The organism is Telluria sp. BA11, assembly GCF_056680305.1.
Window position 1 is genome coordinate 2,487,359 of sequence record NZ_CM155275.1, and the last position, 15,759, is coordinate 2,503,117.

A 15,759-nucleotide genomic window follows, 5' to 3' on the forward strand; every position below is an offset into this window, starting at 1 on the left:
TCACTCGGAGACCACCATGAACGATCCAGTCGTTATCGTCGGCGCCGCGCGCACCCCGATGGGCGCCTTCCAGGGCGATTTTTCCAGCAAGACCGCCAGTGACCTGGGCGCCGTTGCGATCCAGGCCGCCGTGCAGCGCGCCGGCGTCGATCCTGCCGCCGTCGAACACGTCTACTTCGGCAACTGCCTGATGGCAGGCCAGGGCCAGGCCCCGGCACGCCAGGCGCTGATCAAGGCCGGCCTGCCGATGTCCACCGGCGCCGTGACGCTCTCCAAGATGTGCGGCTCGGCGATGCAGGCGGCCATCTTCGCGCACGACCAACTGGTGGCCGGCAGCGCCGACGTCGTCGTGGCCGGCGGCATGGAATCGATGACCGGCGCGCCCTACCTGATCCCGAAGGCGCGCGGCGGCTACCGCATCGGCCACGCGCCGATGTTCGACCACATGATGCTCGACGGCCTGGAAGACGCCTACTCGCGCAACGAGAAAACGGGCGAGGGCCGCTCGATGGGCACCTTTGCCGAAGAGTGCGTGGCCAGCTACGGCTTCACGCGCGAAGAGCAGGACAACTTCGCGATCGCCTCGGTCAAGCGCGCGCAGGCTGCCGCCACCGACGGCGGTTTTGACTGGGAAATCGCACCCGTCACCGTCACCAGCCGCGCCGGCGACACTGTCATCGACAAGGACGAAGGCCCGCTCAAGGCCAAGGTCGACAAGATCCCGTCATTGAAACCCGCGTTCAAGAAGGATGGCACCGTCACCGCCGCCTCGTCGTCATCGATCAACGACGGCGCCGCCGCCCTCGTGATGATGCGCGAGTCGACCGCCAAAGAACTGGGCCTGACGCCGATCGCGCGCGTGCTCGGTCACGCCACGCATGCGCAGGAACCGAACCTGTTTACCACCGCCCCGATCGGCGCAATGCAGAAGCTGTTCAAGAAAACCGGCTGGACGGCGGACGACGTCGACCTGTACGAGATCAACGAAGCCTTCGCTGCGGTACCGATGGCGGCGATGCGCGACCTGGCCATCCCGCACGAGAAGGTCAATGTGCACGGTGGCGCCTGCGCGCTGGGCCACCCGATCGGCGCCTCGGGCGCGCGCATCGTCGTCACGCTGCTCGGCGCGCTCAAGCGCACCGGCGGCAAGCGCGGTGTGGCAGCGCTGTGCATCGGCGGCGGCGAGGCCACGGCGATGGCGATCGAGCTGGTGTAAGCCCGCCCGCGATGCGCTGCAACGATGAACAAAGCATGCGACTATTGAAGGTCTATCGTTACCAACCCTTCACAAGGAGCACAGCATGCCCACTGTATTGATCGTCGGCGCCTCGCGCGGCATTGGCCATGAAATGGCCGCCCAATATCGCCAGGATGGCTGGCGCGTCATCGCCACCGCACGCAAGCAGGAAGACTGCGATGGCCTCGTCGCGCTGGGCGCCGAAGCGCACCAGCTCGACGTGCTCGATGCCGAGTCGATCGCCGCGCTGGCCTGGCGCCTGGACGACGAAAAAATCGACAGCGCCTGGCTGGTGGCCGGCGTGTATGGCCCCGCTCACGGGAGTTTCCCGACCGGCCCCGAATTCGACACCGTCATGCACACCAATGTGCTCTCGGCGATGCGCCTGATTCCGATCGTCGCGCCGTTGCTGGCCGACTCAAAAGGCAAGCTGGCGGTGCTGTCGTCGCGCATGGGCTCCATCGGCGAGCGCTCGGGCACCGACGGCACGCTGTACCGCGCCAGCAAGGCTGCATTGAATTCGGTGCTCAAGGATGCGTCGATCACCTACGGCGCGCAAGGCGTCACCTGCATCGCCTTCCATCCGGGCTGGGTCCAGACCGACATGGGCGGCAGCGGCGCAGCGCTCACCGTGCACGACAGCGTGCGCGATCTGCGCGCCACGCTGGCCAGGGTGGACGCGGGCGCCAACGGCAGTTTCCTGAACCACGACGGCGAGCCGATCGCCTGGTAACACACGATAACGAGACCCCATGATCCTGTCCGACGAACACCAGATGATCCGTGACGCCCTGCGCAGCTTTGCCCAGGAGCGCCTGGCCCCCAACGCTGCGCGCTGGGACCGTGACCACCATTTCCCGCGCGAAGAGCTAGGCGAACTGGCGGCGCTGGGCGCCTTCGGCGTGGCAGTGCCGGAGCAGTATGGCGGCGCCGGCCTGGATTATGTAGCGCTCGCGCTGGTACTCGAAGAAATCGCGGCCGGTGACGGCGGCGTCTCCACCATCATCTCGGTCAACAACTGCCCCGTGTGCAGCATCGCCATGATGTATGCGAGCGAAGCGCAGAAACAGCAGTGGCTGCGGCCCCTGGCGCAGGGCGAGCTGCTGGGCGCATTCGCGCTGACCGAGCCGCACACCGGCAGCGACGCCGCCGCGCTGCGCACGACCGCCGTGCGCGATGGCGCGCATTACGTCATCAACGGCACCAAGCAGTTCATCACCAGCGGCAAGTACGGCGACGTGGCAATCGTCATGGCCGTCACCGACAAGGCGGCCGGCAAGAAGGGCATCAGCGCGTTCTGGGTGCCGACCAGCACGCCCGGGTACATCGTGGCCGGCGTCGAACACAAGATGGGCCAGCACTCGTCGGACACGGCGCAGATCGTGTTCGACAATTGCCGCATCCCGCTCGAAAACCTGATCGGCGAAGAAGGCATGGGCTACAAGATCGCGCTGTCGGGCCTGGAGGGCGGGCGCATCGGCATCGCGTCGCAGGCGGTCGGCATGGCGCGCGCCGCGTACGAGGCCGCGCTGGCGTATGCGAAGGACCGTGAGAGCTTCGGCAAGGCGATCTTCGAGCACCAGGCGGTGCAGTTTCGCCTGGCCGAGATGGCCATGAAGATCGAGGCTGCGCGCCAGCTGATCCTGCATGCGGCATCGATGAAGGATGCCGGCCTGCCCTGCCTGAAAGAAGCCGCGATGGCCAAACTGTTCGCGTCCGAAATGGCCGAGCGCGTGGTGTCCGATGCGATGCAGGTGTTCGGCGGCTACGGGTATGTCGCCGACTTCCCCGTCGAGCGCATCTACCGCGATGTGCGCGTGTGCCAGATCTACGAAGGCACCAGCGACATCCAGAAGATCCTGATCGCCCGCGCATTGTGACCAGGCCGTTGACCCTGCAGGCGTTGGTGCCGGAACAGCTGCCGCAGCTGTTCATGTACCTCGACGACCAGTTGCAGGAAAACGGCCGCGGCGCCGTGCCGCTGTTCCAGCCCATCTCGCGCGGGCAGTCGCGTCTTCCGCCCGACAAGGCGGCCTCGTTCGCCGCCAGTTTTACCGTGCCGTTCGGCCAGCCGCGCTGGCGCCGCATGTGGCTCGCGCTCGACGGCCAGGGCGCGATCGCCGGCCACGTCGACCTGCGCGCACGGCCCGAAATTGCGGCCTACCACCGCGCGCTGCTGGGCATGGGCGTGCACCGCGATCACCGCGGGGCAGGACTGGGCCGCCAGCTGGTCGAGCACGCGCTGGCGTGGGCCAGCATCACGCCACCACTCGAATGGGTCGATCTGGATGTCCTGTCGGGCAATCTGGCAGCGCGCCGGCTGTACGAGCGCGCAGGGTTCTTCGTCACCGGCGAGGTGCACGACCTGTACCGGATCGATGGCGAGTCGCACGGCTCGGTGACGATGAGCCGGCGCCTTACGCCATACCCGAGGTAGGGTGGACGGGTTTCCCGCCCACGCGTTCAACCCACCTGTCACAAGCCCGCGCGCTCAACAGCACCACCAGAAAACTCTCAGGACACCGCTGCTTCCAGCAGCGTGATCGCCTGCGCCTGCGTATCGAGCGTCGCCCGCACACCCATGGGCAGCGTGAACTGGTTGCGGATATGCCCAATGGAATAGCCGCTCACTGCCGGAATGACCAGCGGATGCAGGTGCAATGCCAGCGTGCGTTCGAGGGTCAGTGACACGTCCTCGTGTTCCGGCCCGCAGTTCTGGCAAATCCCCACCACCAGCGCCGCCGCATTGGCAAAGCCACCGGCCAGGTCGAGCTGCGTCATCCAGCGGTCGATCCGGTACGGCGCTTCGTTCACGTCTTCCAGGAACAGGATGCTGTTCTTGATATCGGCCGCATACGGCGTGCCGGCCAGCGCCGCGACCATCGACAGGTTGCCGCCCATGAGCGGCCCCGTGGCCACGCCGTGCGTGAAGGTATGGAGGCCGAAGTGCGGCTCCTGCACGGCGCGTTCAGCGTTCTCGAGCGACATCGGAATCGTGTAAGTCGCTTGCGGTTCGGTCAGCACTGCCATCATGTGCTGCGTCGCATAGTCGGTCAGCGTCGACGAGGCCACCGGTCCATGGAACGTCACGAGGCCCGTCTGCTTGAAAATAGCCAGGTGCAGCGCCGTGATGTCGGAATACCCGATCAGCACTTTCGGATTACGGCGGATCAGCGCGACATCCAGGCCCGAGAGCAGCGAGATGCAGCCCGAGCCACCGCGGATCGGCCAGATCGCCTTGACCTCGGGATCGGCAAACATCGCATGCAGGTCGGCCAGGCGCTGCTGGACTGAGCCTGCGTAATTGCCGAACACCTCGCGCAGATAGGCGCCCGGCTTGACCCGAAAACCCAGCGCCTCGATATTGCGCACGGCTTTCTCGATGGCGGCATCGTTCGTGTAGCCGCCCGGCGCAATCAGGCCGACGACGTCGCCCCGGCGCAGGCGTGGAGGTTTGATCAGCTTGGGCATGGAACGCGAAGGCACGCGCGCAGCGGCAGCGCCGGACGCGATAGTGGACATGGCAGCGGCGATGGCACCAAAACTGCGGCGGTTAATCTTCATGCGCGGTAGGCAATCCTGAATGAAAAAGGCCCGGGCACAGCCGGGGTCAGGTCTGACATTCAGACACGACCTCAGCCTTAGCCACTTCCAATGGTGTCTTGCACAGTACTAGCTTGGCCCGGTTCTAGCTATTGCCGACTACTCGATTGTCGAGCTCGTGTCCGAATGTCAGACCTGACCCCCGCTTTTCTCTGCGATTGTCGAGCTCGTGTCCGAATGTCAGACCTGACCCCCGCTTTGCGATCAGAAGAACTTGTAGGTCGCCATCATCGTGAACGAACGGCCGCGCGGATCGGCTACGCGCGGCTCCCAGCTGCTGCCGGCGCCGGTGTTGCTGTCGTAGGTGATCGCGAACGGTGGATCTTCGTCCAGGATGTTCTTGATGCCGGCGGTGAGCGTCAGGTTCTTGAAGCCCGTGTAGTTTGCGGTCAGGTGGAAGATCGAGTAATCGTCCACCTTGCTGTTGTACTCGGACGGCTTGATGCGGCCGCTGGCCACACCTGGCAGCACCTGGTCGGTGTACCCCGAGCGGAAGATATTCTGCAGCATGCCGCTCCAGTTGCCGTACTTGTAGGTCACGTAGGCGCTGTGCTTCCACTTCAAACCCAGGTCACCGGTGTACAGGAAGCGGCCGATTTCGCTCTCGCCGAATTCGGCGTTCTTCGTGGCGCGCGACTTCTTCTCGAGCAGGCGCGAACCGTCGATGCCGATGCCCCAGATCGAACCGGTGCTGAACTTGCCGGTCATGCGGGCGCCCACTTCCAGGCCGCGCGTGATGCGCTCGCCGGCATTGAGCCAGCGCTGGTCGACGAACGCCAGGTTACCGGCGGCGTCACGAATGAACTGGTCCTGGAACAGGTTGTAGTTCGCGACCATCGTCGCGAGGTTGAACGAGTCGATCGTGTTTTCCTTGCGGATTTCCCACAGGTCGGCATTGGCCGAGAAGCCGCCGGCCGGCTCGAACACGACGCCCAGGCTGGCCTGCTTGGCGGTCTCTGGCCCCAGCGTGTTCTTGCCGCCGGTGAGCGTGACCGGGTTGACGGCCTGGCAGCCGGCGACCGTCGTGTCGACGCGGCCGCTCGGGCAGGTGGCCGGGTCGGCCAAATCCTTGCCGGCGTACGCGCTCTCGGTCACGCCGTTGAACAGCTGGTTGAACGACGGGGCGCGGAAGCCCTCGTTGTACGAACCGCGGAACATCAGTTGCGGGATCGGCTGGTAGCGGAACGAGACCTTCGGATTGGTCGTCGCGCCAAAGCCCGTGTAATCGTCGCGGCGGACGGCGAACGTCAGTTCCAGCGCCTGCGTCACGGGCACCAGCATCTCGGCATACACGGCCTTGATGTCGCGGCTCACCTTCGGCAACGCGTTGACGTCATCGAACGGCGCATTCAGGATCGCCGGGCGCGCACTGACGGCGCGCAGGTCGCCATTGAACTTGTATTCTTCGCGGCGCAAGTCGGTGCCCAGCGCCATCATCACGGCGCCGGCCGGCAGTTTGAAGACTTCACCCGACAGCGCAGCGTCGAACTGGGTCAGCGTCGTTTTACCGCCGTACATGACGACACCGGCGGCCGAGGTGGCGCGGATCGCATCGATCGCGGCCTGGCTCTGGGTCTGGCCCGGCAGCAGGAACGGGTTGACGATGCCCGAGCCGAGCACATCGCGCAGCGCCGCCGTGTAGTTGTAGCCGGTGCCCAGCAGCGATTCCGATTCGCTGTAGGCGCGCGACAGGCCGACGCGGTAATCGTAGCGGTTGCCGAACAGGGTCAGCGGCCCATCGGCGCCCACCAGCACGCGGCTGGCCTTGGTCTCGGTGGTGATCTCGCGGTTACCGCACTCCATGCAGCGCCAGCGGTACGCAATGGGCAAGCCGTAGTTGGCCGAGATCCCCGGGAAGGTCTTGACCAGTGCGTTGTAGACGTCGTTGTAGGCCGCGCCCGTGCTTGGGTAGAACGAGCTCGGACCGAAGGTCGACGCCGATGGCGAAATCTGGTTCGGCGAGAAGCGCTTGGACACTTCGACGCGCGAGGCGACGCCTTCGGCGAACAGCTCGTGCTCGCCGATGCGGAAGGTGGCGCGGCCCAGCGCGTTGGTGTTCTTGACCGGCTGCTGCAGTACGGCAGCGCGGCCCGTATCCCAGGCGCAGCCATAAGCGGCGCCCGGCGTGTCCCACAGCTTTTCGTCGTACGCGCCCATGCCGTCGATGCTGTCGCAACCGGCACCGCCCGGCAGGTCGAGCAGGCTGATGCCGTTGTAGGCAACGCTGCTGCCCGGCAGGGTCGGGCCGGTGCCGGTACGCGAGAGCAGCGTTGGCGCCAGTGTCGTGGCGAAGATATTGCCGCTCGGCGTACCGCGCGTATCGACCGACACGCCGCGGTTCGGCTGGAAGGTGTTGACGAAATCACGCTGGTTGCCGCGCAGCGCCTTGTTCTCGCTGTGCGACAGGGTCGCCAGCACATTCCAGCCCTGGGTGTCGAGGTCGCCCCAGCCGCCAGTGAGGCTGGCGCGGCCGATTTCGCCGCCGCTCGCCTCGGCCACATCGGTGAAGGCCTGCGCTTCCAGGCCCTTGTAGTTCTTGCGCAGGATGAAGTTGATCACGCCGCCGATGGCGTCGGTGCCGTACACGGCCGACGCGCCATCCTTGAGTACTTCGACGCGCTCGACCGCCGCCATCGGGATCGAATTCAGGTCGACCGCCGAGCCCTTCATGCCGTGCGTCGCGACGCGCCGGCCGTTAAGCAGCACCAGCGTCGAATCGGAACCCTGGCCGCGCAGGTTGGCGCTGGACGCGCCGTTGTTGCCGCGCTGGGCGCCCGACGTGACGTCGGCGTTCGAGGCCAGGTTGTCCGAGCCATTGCCATTGATGTTCAGCGTAGCGATGAGTTGCTCGGCCGTGACGATGCCCTGGTCTTCGATCTGCTTGCGCGAAATGATTTCAACCGGCAGCGCGCCCTCCTTGGCGATACGCTTGATGCTCGATCCGGTGATTTCCACCCGCTGCATCGACGTGTCGGTCTGCGCTTGCGCCACGAGCGGCATGGCAGCAGGGGCCACCGCCCCCATCACGGCAATCAGCTGGGCCAGTTTCTTCAATTTCACGATGTTTCTCCTTGCGTTCCGGGGCGGTCTTCGGCCGGCGCACTGTATTGGACTGCACTGCGCCGACCTGCGTGTCGCATGCCAAGTTGATTCTTGGCATTACGTTATGTTTTCAATTCAGAGTACGCTCACAATTTTGTGACAAGCCAATGAATTATCCGGAGGGGAGTATAACCAGCGGGAATATTTTCTTGCGGAAAAACTAACGGAATCTATCGCTTGCCCCTGACCGAGCGTGCCCTTTGCGCAACATCGATATCGAGGTAGCGCCAGTTCGTGAATTCGACGGGATGGCGTTTGTAGTTTTTCAACCACGGATGCCGCAAATCGCCCGATAAAACATGGGTCAAAGGCACCCATGGGTTGTACGCGTGGAGCAGCTGGTTCATCTCAAAATAGAGTGTGTTCCGCTCTGCACCATCCTGCAGCAACCGTGCTTTTTCATAGCGCACATTGTATTGAGGCAGGTTAAAGCGCGCGTAGTTGGCCCGGCCTGCATTCGGTCCGTACAAGAGCTGATAAAAGTTGTCACCGTCGGGAAAATCGGCGATCCAGTTACTCTCGAACATCTGCACCGTTCCGAGACGCGAGGCCTTGATGATCTCGGTTTTCTTGTCCGACTTGAACACGACGCGCACACCGATGGCATTCAGGCATTTTCGCCACAGTTCATCGCGCAGGCGCCCGCCCACGGTCGCTTCGCTGTGCATCTGCAAGGTCAGCGGTTTGCCATCGGGGGCGCGTCGAAAACCGTCCGGGTCGCGCCTGTCGTAGCCATGGCGGTCGAGCAAGGCATTGGCGAGCGCCGGGTCGTACGGCACCGGACTGCGGTAGCGCGGATCGTAGCCGCGCACATTCGGCGGCAGCGGCGACTCGGCCTTGATCGCAAACCCTTTCTTCAGTAGCGCAATGTCTTCTGCGCTGTTGTAGGCCATCGAGATCGCACGCCGCAGCGCGATGCGGTCCTTGCTGTAGCCGCCCACGACCGGGTCGGTCATGTTCATCCACATATAGTAGGTCTGCAATACCGGAAAGCGCGACAGCACGATGCCGCGCGCGGCCAGCTCGGGTTTCAAAGCGCCATCGTGCACGACCATCTCGGTCATCGATTCGGGGATCTGCTCCAGATAATCGTAGTCGGCATTCAGAAAGCCCAGCATGCGGCCCTGGAATTCCTCGGCGATGCGCACCTCGACCCGGTCCACGCGCGGCAGGCGCTTGCCATTCAGTGCGGCGGCAATCGCCCGGTCTTGCGGGTCGTCGCCCGGCGTGGCTGCGAACACGGCCATGGAGTCCGGATTGGCCAGCAGCACGATGCGATCGCTCCGTTTCCACTCCCCCAGCATGAATGGCCCGGTGCCGATCGGGTGATTGCCCGCCTGGCCCGGATAGGCTTCGATCACTTCGCGCGCCACCACGCTGCTGGCCGCCGTCGCCAGATAAAACAGGAAATTGTTGTCGGGCGCAGCCAGCTGGATGCGCAGCGTGTAGCGGTCCGGCGCCTGCAGGCCGGCCACCGGCACATCCGGGCCAAAGCGCTCGCGCAACGCGGCGTCGCCCGCGATTTTGCCTTCGAACATATAGGCCCAGGGCGACTTGAGCGCCGGGTCGTATAAACGCTTGAGGCTGTAGACATAGTCGGCCGCCGTGACTTCGCGCTTGCGGCCCTTGAACGCAGGGTCGGGCGTGAAATGGATGCCGGGGCGGATGCGGAAGGTGTAGGTCAGGCCGTCGCTGCTGACGGTCGGCATGGCCGTGGCCGTGTTGGGGCGCAGCGTGGCCGGACGCGCCAGGTAGTCGTAGCGCAGCAGCGGGTCGAACAGGTTTTCCAGCAGCGACAGCGTGGCGTTGTCGGACGCGACTGCCGGGTCGAGTCCGGTCTCGCTGGTCGAGAGGAACATGTGCAGGACCTTGTCCTGCGCCTGGGCCTGCGCCTGCACGACCGGGCATGACACAAACAGGGACAGCGACAGCAGCGCAGCAGCGGCAGAGCGAAATTTCATGACGGCAGATCCTTTGGAGCGTCCCATCGGGCGTGCCGTATCATAGGCGCGCTGCGCCTTGGCAAGCAACGCTCATAACTTTTGCGCATGGCGCGGCTGCATTCTTTCATCCACACGGCTTGCCCTTGGCCCCTGGGCGCTGCACAATCGTCCGAACCCGGCGGCAACGCTTCGATCAGCACCGATCAGCACCTCTCAGCATTTACTGGTTATCGATGGCACTCAATTACATCTGGACAGGCTTCTTCCTCGTCGGCTTCCTCGCAGCAATGGCGCAGTGGCTCTTCCTCGGCGACACCGAAATCTTCAAGCGCATCATCGACGGCACCTTCGATTCGGCCAAGATGGCCGTGATGGACATCGCCCTGCCGCTGGCCGGCGTCATGACGTTCTGGCTCGGGATCATGAATGTCGGCGAGAAGGCCGGCGCCATCAACCTGTTCGCGCGCGTGATCGGCCCGTTCTTTTCGCGCATCTTCCCCGGCGTGCCGCGCAACCACCCGGCCAATGGCCACATGGTGATGAACTTCTCCGCCAATATGCTGGGCCTCGATAACGCCGCCACACCATTTGGCCTGAAGGCCATGGAAAGCCTGCAGTCGCTCAATCCGAACAAGGACGAAGCGACCGATGCGCAGCTGATGTTTTTGGTGATCCAGACCTCGGGCCTGACGATCATCCCGCTGGCCGTGATGGCCCAGCGCGCGGTGCTGGGCGCGGCCAACCCGGCCGACATCTTCATCCCGACGCTGATCGCGACCTACACCGCCACCATCTTCAGCATCATCATGGTGGGCCTGCGCCAGCGCATCAACCTGTTCGATCCGGTGATCTTTGCCTGGATCGGCGGCACCGCAGCGCTGATCGCGTCGATGGTCCTGTCCTTCACCTACTTCCTCGACAAGACGCAGATCCAGCTGGTGTCGTCGGTCGCGGCCAACCTGGTGCTGTTCGGCGTCATCGCCGCGTTCATGACCGGAGCGCTGCGCAAGAAGGTCAATGTGTTCGAGGCCTTCATCGAAGGCGCCAAGGGCGGCGTCGAAACGTCGATCAAGATCATCCCCTACCTGGTCGGCATGATCGTGGCGATCAGCGTGGTGCGCAACTCGGGCATCCTGGGCATGGTCACGAGCGGCTTTGCCTGGGTCTTCAGTGCGCTGGGCCTGCAGACCGATTTCGTCGGCGCGCTGCCGACCGCGCTCATGAAGTCGCTCTCGGGTAGTGGCGCGCGCGCCATGATGATCGATGCGATCAAGACCTATGGCGTCGACTCGTTTGTCGGCCGCCTGGCCAGCATCATGCAGGGCGCGTCGGACACCACGTTCTACATCATCGCGCTGTATTTCGGCTCGGTCGGCATTCGCAAGACGCGCTATGCGGTCAGCTATGGCCTGCTGGCCGACCTGGTCGGCATCATCGCCGCGATCTTCGTGGCCTATCTCTTCTTCGGTTAAGGATTCACGCATGTTCAAACGCGCCACCCTCGTCCTGTCGCTGCTGTGCGCCACGTCGCTCGCCCAGGCCCAGCTACCGGCGCCGGTGGCGCAACTGATGCAGCAAAGCGGCATCGCAGCCAGCGAAGTGGGCCTGCTCGTGCTGCGCGGCGACGTGGCCGTGCTGTCGCACCAGGCGGCGCTGCCGATGCAGCCGGCATCGACGATCAAGCTGGTGACGACGCTGATCGGCCTCGAGCGGCTTGGACCCACGTTCCGCGGCCGCACCGAGCTGCGCACGACCGGCGACGTGAAAGATGGCGTGCTGCGCGGCAGCCTGTATCTCAAGGGCGGGGCCGATGCCGACCTGGCCGGCGAGCATCTCGAGGCCATGCTGCGCGCGCTGCGCTACCAGGGCATCGAGCGCATCGAGGGCGACCTGGTGCTCGATCGCAGCCTGTTCCAGCCGGCGCGGCCGGACGTCGGCCTGCCGCCGTTCGACGAGTCGCCCGACGCGTATTACAACGTGATTCCCGACGCCCTCCTCCTCAACAAGAACATGCTGCAGCTGGACATGCGCGCGACCGGCGTTACCCTGCAACTGCGCATGTACCCGGAACTAGAACGCGTGTCCGTCACGTCGGCGATGACGCTGGTCGAGCGCGATTGCGCGAAGTGGGAAGACGGCTGGCAGCTGCCCGAGACGCGGCGCGCGCCCGATGGCCGCATCGAGGTGGTCTTGCGCGGCACCTTCCCGAAGAACTGCAACCGCAGCTACAGCGTCAATGTGCTCGACCGCGACGATTACGTGGGCCGCTTCGTGCGCCGCGCCTGGACCGATCTGGGCGGCACGCTCAGTGGCCGCACGATCACCGGCGCCACGCCGCTGGACGCGCGCGTGCTGGCCGCGCACGCCGCGCGCGCCTTGCCCGAACTGGTCCGCGACATCAACAAGACGTCCGATAACACGCTGGCGCGCCTGCTGTTCTTGAGCCTGGGCAGCCTGCAGGGCGATCCCGTCGACGGCAGCCTGGCGCTGCCGTCCGGCGAGGTCACCACCTTCGCACGCGCCGACAGCGCGGTGCGTGACTGGCTGCGTGCGCAGCGCATCGACGACACCGGGTTCGTGATCGACAATGGCTCGGGCCTGTCGCGCACCGAGCGCATCAGCGCGCAGCAGATGGGCAGCCTGCTGCAGGCGGGCTTGAAGAGTCCATGGGCGCCCGAATTCCAGGCCAGCCTGCCGATCGGCGCGGTCGATGGCACCATGCGCCGGCGCCTGGCCGGCACGCCGGCCGCCGGACGCGCGCGCCTGAAAACGGGCACGCTGCGCAACGTCACCGCCGTGGCCGGCTATGTGCCGGATGCGAATGGCAACCTGTGCGTGGTGGTGGCGATGGTCAACAGCGAACGGGCCGGCGACGGGCGCGGGCGCGCCGTGCTCGATGCGCTGGTCGACTGGGTGGCGCGGTCGGGAACGACACAAGCGGTAGCGGCGCAGCGTTGATACAAATTGTCACGGGATTGAACCGGCTTATCTTGCGAAATTAACAAAGTAATTAATGAACTGATACATTTTGTTAGTTTCAAGTAAGAAAACTTTGTCACAATAGTCATTTGTCCGACACCGCTACCGGTGATCGGTCCGGCCGGCGCCGACGCCGGATCATCCTGTCCTGTCCGACTACCGCCGAATGATGAATCGTGTGTCGCAGGCATCATCACCTGCCGCATTGTCCATCGCATGCACATCCATTACCTGACCGGCGAGTTCGCGCGCAGCACCAGCGAAACTGCTTTCCTTTCCAGCCAGATCGAACGCACGCGCGCCATGCTCGGCTTTACGCTGCTGTTCTGCGTCGCGTTCTTCCTGTCGTTTTTTGTGACGGATATCGCGGTTCTTGGCATGGCCGCAGCACTGCGCGACACGCTGCCGGCACGCCTTCTGGTCGCGGCCATCGCCGGTTCCTGGGCCTGGCTGGCTTATTGCCGTCCGCTGTCAATCCGTGCCATGCGCCTGGCGGCGTCGCTGTCCGAGGGCATCGCGCTGGGCTGCTTCATGGTGGTGGCGCTAGCGCGGCCGCATGAAGTGCACTGGCATGCGATGTCGATGCTGATCATGCTGGTGGTGATCTACCTGTATATCCCGAACCGTCTGGTGTATTCGACCGCGCTTGGCACGGGCGCCTCGATCGTCTTCCTGGCGCTGGTCACGTTCATGCTGCCGCCAAGGCCCGTGTCCGACCTGGTCACGATGGCCATGCTGCTGGTGCTGATCAACACGTTCGGCATCCTGGCGGCGCGCCGCTACAACTGCGTCGCGCGCGAACAGTTCCGGCTGCAGATGACACTCAAGCAGCTGGCCCAGCGCGACCAGCTCACGGGCTGCTACAACCGCCACTACCTGCACGATCATCTGCTGGAGCATGAGCTGCAAAGCGCGCGCCAGCGCCAGCATCCGGTGTCGGTCATCCTGTGCGACATCGATCACTTCAAGCGCATCAACGACACGTTCGGGCACCACGAGGGCGATGCGGTGATCCGCACCTTTGCCAGTTTGCTGCACGGGATGGTGCGCGACGGCGTCGATGCCGTGGTGCGCTACGGCGGCGAGGAATTTTTGCTGGTCTTGCCCGATACCGGCCTGACGCAGGGGGCACGTCTGGCCGAAGACCTGCGCGCGGCGTTCGCGGCCAACCGGGTTGCGCCCGTTACCGATGGCCCCGGGTTGCAGACCACCGCCAGCTTCGGCCTGGTCACGTTCGATTTCGCCCGCGACGACGGGCGCATCACGCTGCCCGACCTGATCCTGGCGGCCGACAAGCGGCTGTACGCAGCCAAGCACAATGGCCGCAACCGGGTCGAAGCGATCGCGATGAACTGACGGCTACAGCACGCGCTGAAAGGTGCGCCGCACCAGGTCGCGGTCGCCGCAATCGAAGTGCCACCATTCGGTTTTGATGCCCAAAAAGCCCGCCGCCAGCATCGCCTCGCGCAGCAGGCGCCGGTTGGCCACCTGCACTTCGGTGAGGTGGCCGGCCAGCAAAAACCCCTCTTCGAGCGCCGGATGCGACAGCTCGGTCATGTCGTCGAAGCCGGTGCCCATGTCCAGTTCATGGCCAGCTGCATCGACCAGCGTCAGGTCCAGCGCCATGCCGTACGAGTGGATCGAGCCGCGCGCCGGATCGGCCAGGTACAGGCGCAGGTCGGTGCCCTCGAGCGCATCCCACAATTGCTGCTGGACGCGCTGCGGCCGCAGTGCATCGAGCACCAGCACCGTCAGGTCGGGCCGGCGCGCGGCCAGCCACGCCACCACGCGCTCGAGCGCTGCAGCTGCCTGCACATGCAGCCAGGCGCAATCGAACGGCGAATACAGATCGCGCCCGACGAAGTTGTTGGCGGTGGCGTAGCGCAGGTCGACCCGGATGCCGGCGATGCTGTCCAGGTGCCGGAATGCCGGGCTGGCGGCAATGTCTTCGCTGGCGATGAACGCGTGCATGGTGCTGAAGAATCCTAGGCTGGTTCGAGACAGGCGCGCGCGGTCGCGCCGATGCAATTGGCCAGCTCGCGCGCGCCGTGCGACAGCGGCGCGTGGCTGGCGGTCAGCAGGTACAGGTGCACGGGAATCGACGGCGACCACTGGCGGCACTGCACCTGGCCCGCTGCCGCCGATGCAGCCGTGAACGGATCGACCACCGCCGTGCCGGCGCCGGCTTCGACCAGCGAGCGGGCGATCTGGTAGGTTTGCACGACGGTGCGAAACACCGGTTGTACGCCCTGCGCTTCGCAGGCCGCCATCACCATCTCGCCCAGCGGATCGCGATCGGCCATGCCGATCAGTTCACCCGTCAAACCATCGGCCGCGATCGGCGTGCGGCATTCGGCGTCGCTCCAGGTGCCGCGCGGCGCCATCACCGTCAGCAGGCCGTGCGCGATCGGCTCGGCCACGATGCCGGGATGGCGCGGGTCCTGCAGCGACAGGCCCACATCGGCTTCACCCAGGCGCAGTGCATTGACGATTTCGCTCGTGTGGTGCGTGGCCAGCTCGCACCGTGTTTCAGGGAAGGCGCGGCGCCAGGCGGTCATCCCGGCTGGCAGCACGCTCACTGCAATGGTCGGCGTGGACACCAGGCGCACGGTTTCCACCGCGCGCCCCTTCAGGCTCGCGGCCAGACGGCGGATGCCCTGCAGGTCGCGATGGAGCTTTTCCGTTTCGATGAACAGGCGGTGCGCTTCCGGCCTGGGATACAGCTTGCCGCGCACGCGCTCGAACAGCGGCATGCCCAGTTGCAGCTCGGCGTGCTGCAGCACCTTGGTCACGGCCGGCTGCGAGATATGCAGCACCTGGGCGGCGCCGCTGATGGTGCCGACCTGCATGATGGCGTGGAATACTTCGATATGACGCAGACGCATCGCTTATCCC

At 65.1% G+C, this 15,759-nt stretch carries 12 protein-coding genes; 7 read left to right on the forward strand and 5 right to left on the reverse strand.

The window, feature by feature from the left end; genetic code table 11:
• The first annotated feature begins 16 nt into the window (after positions 1–16).
• The 4 genes from AC1MGT_RS10845 (at position 17) to AC1MGT_RS10860 (ending at position 3,674) form a co-directional block, all read left to right on the forward strand.
• Positions 17–1,216 carry an acetyl-CoA C-acyltransferase gene (locus tag AC1MGT_RS10845; protein WP_499504151.1) on the forward strand — a complete coding sequence of 400 codons (1,200 nt, stop codon included), beginning with the start codon at positions 17–19 and terminating at the stop codon, positions 1,214–1,216.
• An 85-nt stretch (positions 1,217–1,301) separates the two neighbouring features.
• Positions 1,302–1,970, forward strand: a complete 669-nt coding sequence (locus AC1MGT_RS10850; protein WP_499504152.1) for an SDR family oxidoreductase — start codon at positions 1,302–1,304, stop codon at positions 1,968–1,970.
• A 19-nt stretch (positions 1,971–1,989) separates the two neighbouring features.
• The gene (locus AC1MGT_RS10855) at positions 1,990–3,117 is read left to right on the forward strand and encodes an acyl-CoA dehydrogenase family protein (RefSeq protein WP_499504153.1); all 1,128 of its coding nucleotides are present in this window, start codon (positions 1,990–1,992) and stop codon (positions 3,115–3,117) included.
• Positions 3,114–3,674 carry a GNAT family N-acetyltransferase gene (locus tag AC1MGT_RS10860; RefSeq protein WP_499504154.1) on the forward strand — a complete coding sequence of 187 codons (561 nt, stop codon included), beginning with the start codon at positions 3,114–3,116 and terminating at the stop codon, positions 3,672–3,674. The genes AC1MGT_RS10855 and AC1MGT_RS10860 overlap by 4 nt, the downstream gene beginning before the upstream one ends.
• Positions 3,675–3,751: 77 nt before the next feature.
• Here the strand turns inward: AC1MGT_RS10860 and AC1MGT_RS10865 are convergent, their stop codons facing one another.
• The 3 genes from AC1MGT_RS10865 to AC1MGT_RS10875 form a co-directional block, all read right to left on the reverse strand.
• Positions 3,752–4,801 carry a S66 peptidase family protein gene (locus tag AC1MGT_RS10865; protein ID WP_499504155.1) on the reverse strand — a complete coding sequence of 350 codons (1,050 nt, stop codon included), beginning with the start codon at positions 4,799–4,801 and terminating at the stop codon, positions 3,752–3,754.
• Between the two features lie 243 nt (positions 4,802–5,044).
• Complete coding sequence (locus tag AC1MGT_RS10870; protein ID WP_499504156.1) at positions 5,045–7,900, reverse strand: TonB-dependent receptor domain-containing protein; 2,856 nt, start codon at positions 7,898–7,900, stop codon at positions 5,045–5,047.
• A gap of 212 nt (positions 7,901–8,112) precedes the next feature.
• Positions 8,113–9,903, reverse strand: a complete 1,791-nt coding sequence (locus AC1MGT_RS10875; RefSeq protein ID WP_499504157.1) for an ABC transporter substrate-binding protein — start codon at positions 9,901–9,903, stop codon at positions 8,113–8,115.
• A gap of 215 nt (positions 9,904–10,118) precedes the next feature.
• Between AC1MGT_RS10875 and AC1MGT_RS10880 the strand changes: the two genes are divergently transcribed.
• The 3 genes from AC1MGT_RS10880 (at position 10,119) to AC1MGT_RS10890 (ending at position 14,220) form a co-directional block, all read left to right on the forward strand.
• Positions 10,119–11,357 (forward strand): nucleoside recognition domain-containing protein, encoded by a 1,239-nt coding sequence (locus AC1MGT_RS10880; RefSeq protein ID WP_499504158.1) that lies wholly within the window; start codon positions 10,119–10,121, stop codon positions 11,355–11,357.
• Positions 11,358–11,367: 10 nt separating this feature from the next.
• Complete coding sequence (dacB, locus tag AC1MGT_RS10885) at positions 11,368–12,843, forward strand: D-alanyl-D-alanine carboxypeptidase/D-alanyl-D-alanine endopeptidase (protein WP_499504159.1); 1,476 nt, start codon at positions 11,368–11,370, stop codon at positions 12,841–12,843.
• 237 nt (positions 12,844–13,080) lie between these two features.
• Positions 13,081–14,220, forward strand: coding sequence for a GGDEF domain-containing protein (locus tag AC1MGT_RS10890; RefSeq protein WP_499504160.1), 1,140 nt, complete (start codon positions 13,081–13,083; stop codon positions 14,218–14,220).
• Positions 14,221–14,223: 3 nt separating this feature from the next.
• Here the strand turns inward: AC1MGT_RS10890 and AC1MGT_RS10895 are convergent, their stop codons facing one another.
• Positions 14,224–14,835: a M15 family metallopeptidase gene (locus tag AC1MGT_RS10895; protein ID WP_499504161.1), complete on the reverse strand. Its 612-nt coding sequence runs from the start codon at positions 14,833–14,835 to the stop codon at positions 14,224–14,226.
• Positions 14,836–14,849: 14 nt separating this feature from the next.
• Positions 14,850–15,749, reverse strand: a complete 900-nt coding sequence (locus AC1MGT_RS10900; RefSeq protein ID WP_499504162.1) for a LysR family transcriptional regulator — start codon at positions 15,747–15,749, stop codon at positions 14,850–14,852.
• Positions 15,750–15,759 lie beyond the last annotated feature (10 nt).